Here is a 6692-nt window from a genome sequence, read left to right as displayed (position 1 = left end):
GGTGGCGGCGGATAGATTATCCGGAGTTAGTGGTGGAGGTGATTGAGAGGGGTAAGTGCGGGAAAGGTTTAAGGAGAAAAGATGAGGGAAGGGTTTAAAAATTTTCCACAAAATTTGACAATATCTCGAATTTGACTTTTGGTTGGATTTCGTTATTTTTGGAGGATATGCAGGAAAAGGCTACGGAATTTAAGGAGTTTCTGAGAGTGGTGGCGGATAAGATGCGCGGAACTAGGTTGGACCATTACCTCATCGTCTCCGGAATTGGGCTTTCCCGGAATCAGGTGATTAAGTTGATAAAGGAGGGAAGGGTTTTGGTGAATGATAGATTGGTAAAACCTTCTTATCGGGTGAAAGGAGGGGATAGGGTCTTTGCCCAATTTGCGCCGGAGAAGGAATTGGAGATTATTCCGGAGAATATTCCCTTAAATATCGTTTACGAAGATGAGGATGTGATTGTCGTTGATAAGCCCAAAGGGATGGTTGTCCATCCGGCAAGGGGTCATAAGTCAGGAACTTTGGTCAATGCCCTCTTATTCCACTGCCAAAATCTTCCCGCGGGTCAGGAGAGATACCGCCCGGGGGTAATTCATCGTCTTGATAAGGATACAACGGGTCTTTTAGTCTTCGCCAAAACCGAAAGCGCCCTCTCCTTTTTGGGTAAGGAGTTGGAAAATCGGCGGATAAACCGGGAGTATCTGGCTATCCTCTGGGGGAATTTACCCTTAGAGAGAGGGGTGGTGGAGGCGCCCATCGGGCGGGATTCCTTAGACCGAAAGAAAATGGCGGTCACCCCTTTCTCTGCCAAAAAGGCGATCACGGAATTTTCCGTAATCAAGAGATACGGAATTGCCACCTATGTCCGCCTCAAACTCCTAACCGGAAGAACCCACCAGATTCGGGTCCATATGAGTTATTTTGGCCATCCGGTAGTGGGCGATAGAGACTATGGCCGCTCCTTCACCAAATTGATAAGATCAAAAGATGAATATTCTTTAGCCAAAGAGATGCTCTCCGTAATTGACCGGCAGGCGCTCCATTCCGCCAAATTGGGTTTTATCCATCCCCGAAGGGGGGAGTATTTAGAGTTCACTTCCCCCCTGCCGGAGGATATGGAAAAACTCCTTCGGATATTGGAGAGGAAGGATGAAGGATCGGGCAATCTTAATCGTTGAGTCGCCAACCAAGGCGAAGACCATCTCTAAGATTCTTAAAGGCGAGATGAAGGTCTTGTCAACTAAAGGGCACATCAAGGATTTACCTAAGACAAAATTGGGAGTGGATATTGAGAATAATTTTGAACCGACCTACATCTTAATTAAAGGGAAGGGAAAGATTTTGAAGGAGATTAAAGAGGAGGCGAAGAAGGTAGATCGGATTTATCTGGGTTGCGACCCGGACCGGGAAGGGGAGGCGATCGCCTTTCATATCGCAGAAGAGATTAATAATGAGAAAGAGATAAAGAGGGTTCTCTTTTATGAGATAACAAAAAATGGGGTGGAGAGGGCCTTGGCAAATCCGGGGGAGATTGATCTGCCTAAGGTCAATTCGCATAAGGCGAGGAGAGTTCTTGACCGATTGGTTGGCTACTTAGTGAGTCCTATTCTCTGGCAGGTCTTTAAGAACCGAAACCTTTCCGCCGGCAGGGTTCAGACCGTTGCCCTGCGGTTCGTTGTGGAGCGAGAAGAGGAGATTGAAAATTTTATCCCCGAAAGGTACTGGGTGCTCTCCGCAATCTTCGCCCGAGAGAATGGCGAAGAGTTTAAGGTCTTTTTAGAACATAGAAAGGAAGGGGAGAGGATAAAGGATAGAGACTTAGCCGAAGAGTTGGTAAAAAAAATCAGGGAGATGAGGGAGGCGCAAATTGACCGGATTAAAAGGGAATTGAAATATAAAAGCCCACCCCCTCCCTTCATCACCGCCTCTCTACAACAGGAAGCGGCAAGGAGGTTATCTTTCTCAAGCAAGAAGACGATGTTTTTAGCCCAGATGTTATTTGAGGGGGTGAAATTGAAGGAGGAGATGGTTGGTCTTATCACCTATCCGCGGACCGATTCCAAAAGGATAGCAGAGGAATTTTTAGAGAAAGAGAGGGATTTTATCCGGAGAAATTTTGGTCAGGAGTACCTTCCGGAAAAGGTTCGTTATTATAAGGATAAGAAGGAGACCCAAGGGGCGCACGAGGCGATAAGGCCAACTGATTTGGAGAAGACTCCGGATTTGGTAAAGATTTATTTGGACCAGGATAGTTATGAACTATACGATTTAATCTTCCGGCGAACGGTCGCCTCCCAGATGGCAGATTCCCAATACGAGGAAAAGAGGGTTGAAATTTCACTTCCCCACTTACCCGATTTTATCCTCACCGCCTCCGCCCGGCGAAGAATCTTTGACGGATTTGAAAGGGTTTTCCCTTCCGAAGAGCGGGAGGTTATTTTGCCCGAATTGAGAGAAGGGGAGAAGGTGCGGTTGGTTGATGTGGTGGCGGAAGAGAAATTTACCCAGCCCCCACCCCGATACACAGAGGCGAGTCTGATTAAGAAGTTGGAGGTGAATGGTATCGGTCGGCCCTCCACCTACGCCGGAATCGTCTCCACCCTCTTTGAGCGAAAGTATGTGGAGAAAAAAGAGGGGAGGCTTTATCCGACCGAATTGGGGAGATTAATTTTAAAAATCCTCCTTAATAACTTCTCCGAAATTTTTGAAGTGAACTTCACCCGGAAGATGGAAGAGGAGTTGGATTTAATTGAGGAGAAGAGTAAGGATTGGCAGGAGGTGGTTCGGGAGTTTTACCTCCCCTTCCAGAAGGAGTTGAAGAAAAGTGAGGAGAGTATCCCCAATTGGCGCGAGGGGATAAGAGAGGAGTTGAAGGAGAAATGCCCCCTCTGTGGTAGGAATTTGGTTGCCAAGTGGGGAAGATTTGGGAAATTCATCTCCTGTTCGGGCTATCCAGAGTGTAAGTTTATTAAGAAGGAGGAGAAGAGGTTACTGGCGGAGAAATGTCCGGAGTGTGGTAATCCCTTAATCATCCGAACGGGGAGAAAGGGGAATTTTGTCGCCTGTTCCGCTTATCCCCAATGTAAATTTATTAAGAGAGAGGAGAAGGGTTTAGCAGAGAAGTGCCCGGAATGCGGTGGGAATCTGGTGGAAAGAAGGGGACGTTTCGGAAATTTTATAAGTTGCGCCAATTATCCAAAGTGTAAATTTAGAAAGAAGGGATAACTACTTTTCAAATAGATCCTCTTGCCTTTGGGCAAGGCTTAAAAGTTCAACCGCTTTCTTTATATGGGGGTCGTAGGCGAGGCGGACTTCGTATTCACCCTTTGTCCCTTCTAATTTAGCTGCGATTTCCCTTTCAATCTCCTGGGTGATAATCTCCCGGGCGGAATCAAACTCCGCCGAGGTGAAATCAATCTTCTTCTGCTGGAGGAAATTTTGGAACTCTTGAAGGAGTTCAGGGGTGACCGAAATCGGTTTTTTTATTTCTTTATGTTTCGCCTTATATCTTACCGCAAAGTCGAAAAAGATCTCCCGGCCGGCCTTAGCAATGAATTTTGGTAATAAGGGATAGGGGAGGTAGAGATCGGGAGCAATCCCGCCCTTTCCGTAAATCTCTCTTTTTAGGCGCCCTAAGGTGCGATATCCTTTGGTGGTCTTTTCTTTCATCGTATCCCTTTTGACCGGCCGGTGGATACTCCGACCGGCGGGGGTAAACCAATAGGCGGTGGTTAATTTCAAAGCGGTTGATTCGTCTAAGGGGTGGATAGTTTGGACCGAACCTTTCCCGAAGGTGGTTTCGCCGATTACGAACGCTCTTTCCCAGTCTTGGAGGCAGCCCGCCACGATCTCCGAAGCCGAGGCACTTCCCCGGTCCACCAAGAGAACGAGCGGCTGGGATAGGTATTTCCCATCCTCCTTTGTCACAAAATCCCGATTGTTCCTCGGATCTCTTCCTTTCACACTGACGACAGTGCGCCCAGTGGGAAGAAAGAGGTTGGAGACCTCAAAACCCTCCTGTAATAAACCTCCGGAATTACCCCGCAGGTCAAAGATAAACTTCTTCGCCCCTTCTCTCACTAAGGAGTCAAGGGCGCTTTCCAATTCGGGGCGGGCGACTTGGGAAAAATCTGCTAAGCGGACATAGCCGATATCATCTTTTACCATTCCGGCATAGGGAACCGATTTGATATTGATTATCTCTCTTACCAGAGTGACTTCAAATTCCTCTCTTATCGCTTCCCGCCTGATTTTGATCTTAATCTTTGTGCCCGGTGTCCCTCTTATTCTTTTTACCGCCTCGGAAACAGACCATCCTTCGGTCGGTTCGCCATCAATCTCAATTATCTGGTCACCCGCCTGTAAACCCGCCCGATAGGCTGGCGTGCCTTCAATAGGGGAGATAACAGTTAGGATGTTGTCCCGGATGCCGATCTGGATACCGATCCCGCCAAATTTCGCCTGGGTTTTCACCTGTAATTCCCGATATTCAGCGGCATCTAAATATTGGGAATAGGGGTCTAATTCATTTAACATCCCATTGATGGCAGACTTTATCAAATCCTCACTCTTTATCTCCTCCACATAATGGCGGGAGACAAGATTTAAGATGTCGGAAAAGAGTCTTAAGGATTGGAGGACATTTTCCCTTTGCGCCCAGAGTTGGGCGGAGAACCAAGTGGTGAGGATTAAAGCCAAGATCAATCCCAATAAAATTAGGGTTTTTCTCATCTTCCCTTCTCCATTCAAATTAGCCCTTTTTGGTTTAGAAATTCTATCACTTTACTCCTTATCGCCCAATGGATTTCCTCTTTCTCCTTTGTGGCGTCAAAGACCTTTATCCTTTTCCCCCTCCTCTTTGCTATTTGGAGATAAGTTTTTCTCACCTCTTCGTGGAATTTTTCCTCCTCCCTCTCCAGTCGGTCGGAATTTTCTCTTCTTATGCGATTTAAGCCGATGGCTACCGGCAGATCGAGGAGGATTACCAGGTCGGGTCTTATTTTATTGGTGGCGAATTTATTCAAACGACTCACCACATCCAATCCCAATCTTCTTCCCCCTCCCTGGTAGGCGAGGGAAGAATCGGAGAAGCGGTCGGTGATGATAACCTTTTTTTCCCTTAATCCCGGGATAATCTTCTCCGCCACCATCTGCGCCCGACTGGCTAAATAGAGGAGGAGTTCGGTCTTAGCATCCATCATTTTGCATTCCGGATCTAAGAGGATTTCTCTTATCTTCTCCCCGATGGTGGTGGCACCGGGTTCTCTCAATAAGAGGCAGGGGAGACCCCTCTCTTTCAAATATTCATAGAGGAGATGGGCTTGGGTTGTTTTCCCCGAACCCTCAATCCCTTCAAAGGCGATGATTACCCCTCTATTTCCCATACTTCTTCCCATACTTCTTAATGAACTTCTCCAACTTCTCCCGGCAGATATGGTCGGGATATTGGACGGGTGGGGTCTTCATAAAATAGGAAGAGGGTTCAATGATCGGACCGTAGAGTTTATTATCCAGAGCCAATTTGGCACACCTTATGGCATCAATTACCACCCCAGCAGAATTCGGGGAGTCCCAGACCTCCAATTTTAATTCAATGTTCAGGGGAACATCGCCAAAGGTCCTTCCTTCTAACCGGATATAAGCCCACTTTCGGTCTTGTAACCAGGCGACATAGTCCGAAGGTCCAATGTAGATATTCTCTTCGGGAATTGGCCATTTGAGGAGGGAGGTGACCGCCCCGGTCTTTGATTTCTTTTTGGAGGCGAGACGGCTCCTCTCCAACATATTTAAGAAATCGGTATTTCCACCCACATTCAACTGTGAGGTTCTCTCCAATTTTACCCCCCGGTCGTTAAATAGGGTAACCAATACCCGGTGGAGGATTGTGGCACCAACCTGGGATTTTATATCGTCGCCGATTACCGGGAGTTTCGCTTCGGTAAAACGTTTCTGCCAATACTTCTCCGAGGCGATGAAGACCGGGATGCAATTGATGAAGGCGCATTTTGCCTTCAACACCTGTTCCACATACCACTTAGTCGCCTCTTCGCTTCCCACCGGAAGAAAATTAATTACAATCTCCGTCTTTGTATCCCTTAAAATACCCACGATATCGGCGGTTGGTCCGGGGGCTTTTTCAATAATTTGGGAGAGATAATAACCTAAGCCATCGTGCGTCATTCCTCTGACCACCTCAACACCGGTTTTGGGAACATCACAGAATTTGTAGGTATTATTCGGATAGGTGAAGATGGCTTCCGATAGGTCCTTGCCCACTTTCCTCTTATCAATATCAATGGCGACGGTGAATTCAATATCCCCGATGTGGTAACCACCAAGAACGGTATGCATTATCCCGGGAATGGACTCATCTTCTTTGGCATTGCGGTAATAATAAACACCTTGGACCAAACTTGAGGCGCAATTACCGATGCCGATAATACCGACTCTTATCTTTCTCCTCATATTATCCTCCCAGAAGGGCGATTGGCAACTTTAATTTATTAAAACAATTTCTCTTTTGATCCATTCCTTATCTTACTCTAAAAAAGGAGAAAAGTCAATCATGCGGTTTTCATCAAAAATAATCTTACCGAAAATGGGTTATTTAATCAAAAATATCTTACCATTGAAAAAATTTAGGCTCCCTCCCATATTAAAAAGTAATAGGGGGAGCCTTTATGGTTATAACGATG

The 6692-nt window shown here is 46.6% G+C and carries 5 protein-coding genes; 2 read left to right on the top strand and 3 right to left on the bottom strand.

What is annotated here, in order from left to right; all coding sequences use genetic code 11:
* Positions 1-167 precede the first annotated feature (167 nt).
* Complete coding sequence (locus ABIL00_07915) at positions 168-1175, top strand: RluA family pseudouridine synthase (protein MEO0110684.1); 1008 nt, start codon at positions 168-170, stop codon at positions 1173-1175.
* On the top strand, positions 1147-3222 hold the full coding sequence (gene topA, locus ABIL00_07910; protein ID MEO0110683.1) for a type I DNA topoisomerase: 2076 nt from the start codon (positions 1147-1149) through the stop codon (positions 3220-3222). Before ABIL00_07915 ends, topA begins: the two co-directional genes overlap by 29 nt.
* Here topA and ABIL00_07905 read toward each other — a convergent pair whose 3' ends face one another.
* From ABIL00_07905 to ABIL00_07895, 3 genes are read right to left on the bottom strand one after another with little or no spacing between them, the layout of a single operon-like run.
* A complete protein-coding gene (locus ABIL00_07905) occupies positions 3223-4728 on the bottom strand; it encodes a S41 family peptidase (GenBank protein MEO0110682.1) in 1506 nt (501 codons plus the stop codon). It abuts the gene before it with no gap.
* 14 nt (positions 4729-4742) lie between these two features.
* Entirely contained in the window at positions 4743-5381 is a 639-nt protein-coding gene (tmk, locus tag ABIL00_07900) for a dTMP kinase (GenBank protein ID MEO0110681.1), read from the bottom strand.
* Positions 5371-6462, bottom strand: coding sequence for an inositol-3-phosphate synthase (locus ABIL00_07895; GenBank protein MEO0110680.1), 1092 nt, complete (start codon positions 6460-6462; stop codon positions 5371-5373). The genes tmk and ABIL00_07895 overlap by 11 nt, the downstream gene beginning before the upstream one ends.
* Positions 6463-6692: the final 230 nt, after the last annotated feature.

The sequence above is a fragment of the candidate division WOR-3 bacterium genome, assembly GCA_039801905.1.
GTDB lineage: Bacteria > Hydrothermota > Tepidihabitantia > Tepidihabitantales > JBDRVQ01 > JBDRVQ01.
Note: the sequence above shows the minus strand (reverse complement) of the source record. Positions and strands in the feature narration are given on the sequence as shown.

Coding starts and splice junctions, on each gene's coding strand:
- ABIL00_07915 (MEO0110684.1), top strand. CDS start 168: ATGCAGGAAAAGGCTACGGAATTTAAGGAGTTTCTGAGAGTGGTGGCG.
- topA (MEO0110683.1), top strand. CDS start 1,147: ATGAAGGATCGGGCAATCTTAATCGTTGAGTCGCCAACCAAGGCGAAG.
- ABIL00_07905 (MEO0110682.1), bottom strand. CDS start 4,728: ATGAGAAAAACCCTAATTTTATTGGGATTGATCTTGGCTTTAATCCTC.
- tmk (MEO0110681.1), bottom strand. CDS start 5,381: ATGGGAAATAGAGGGGTAATCATCGCCTTTGAAGGGATTGAGGGTTCG.
- ABIL00_07895 (MEO0110680.1), bottom strand. CDS start 6,462: ATGAGGAGAAAGATAAGAGTCGGTATTATCGGCATCGGTAATTGCGCC.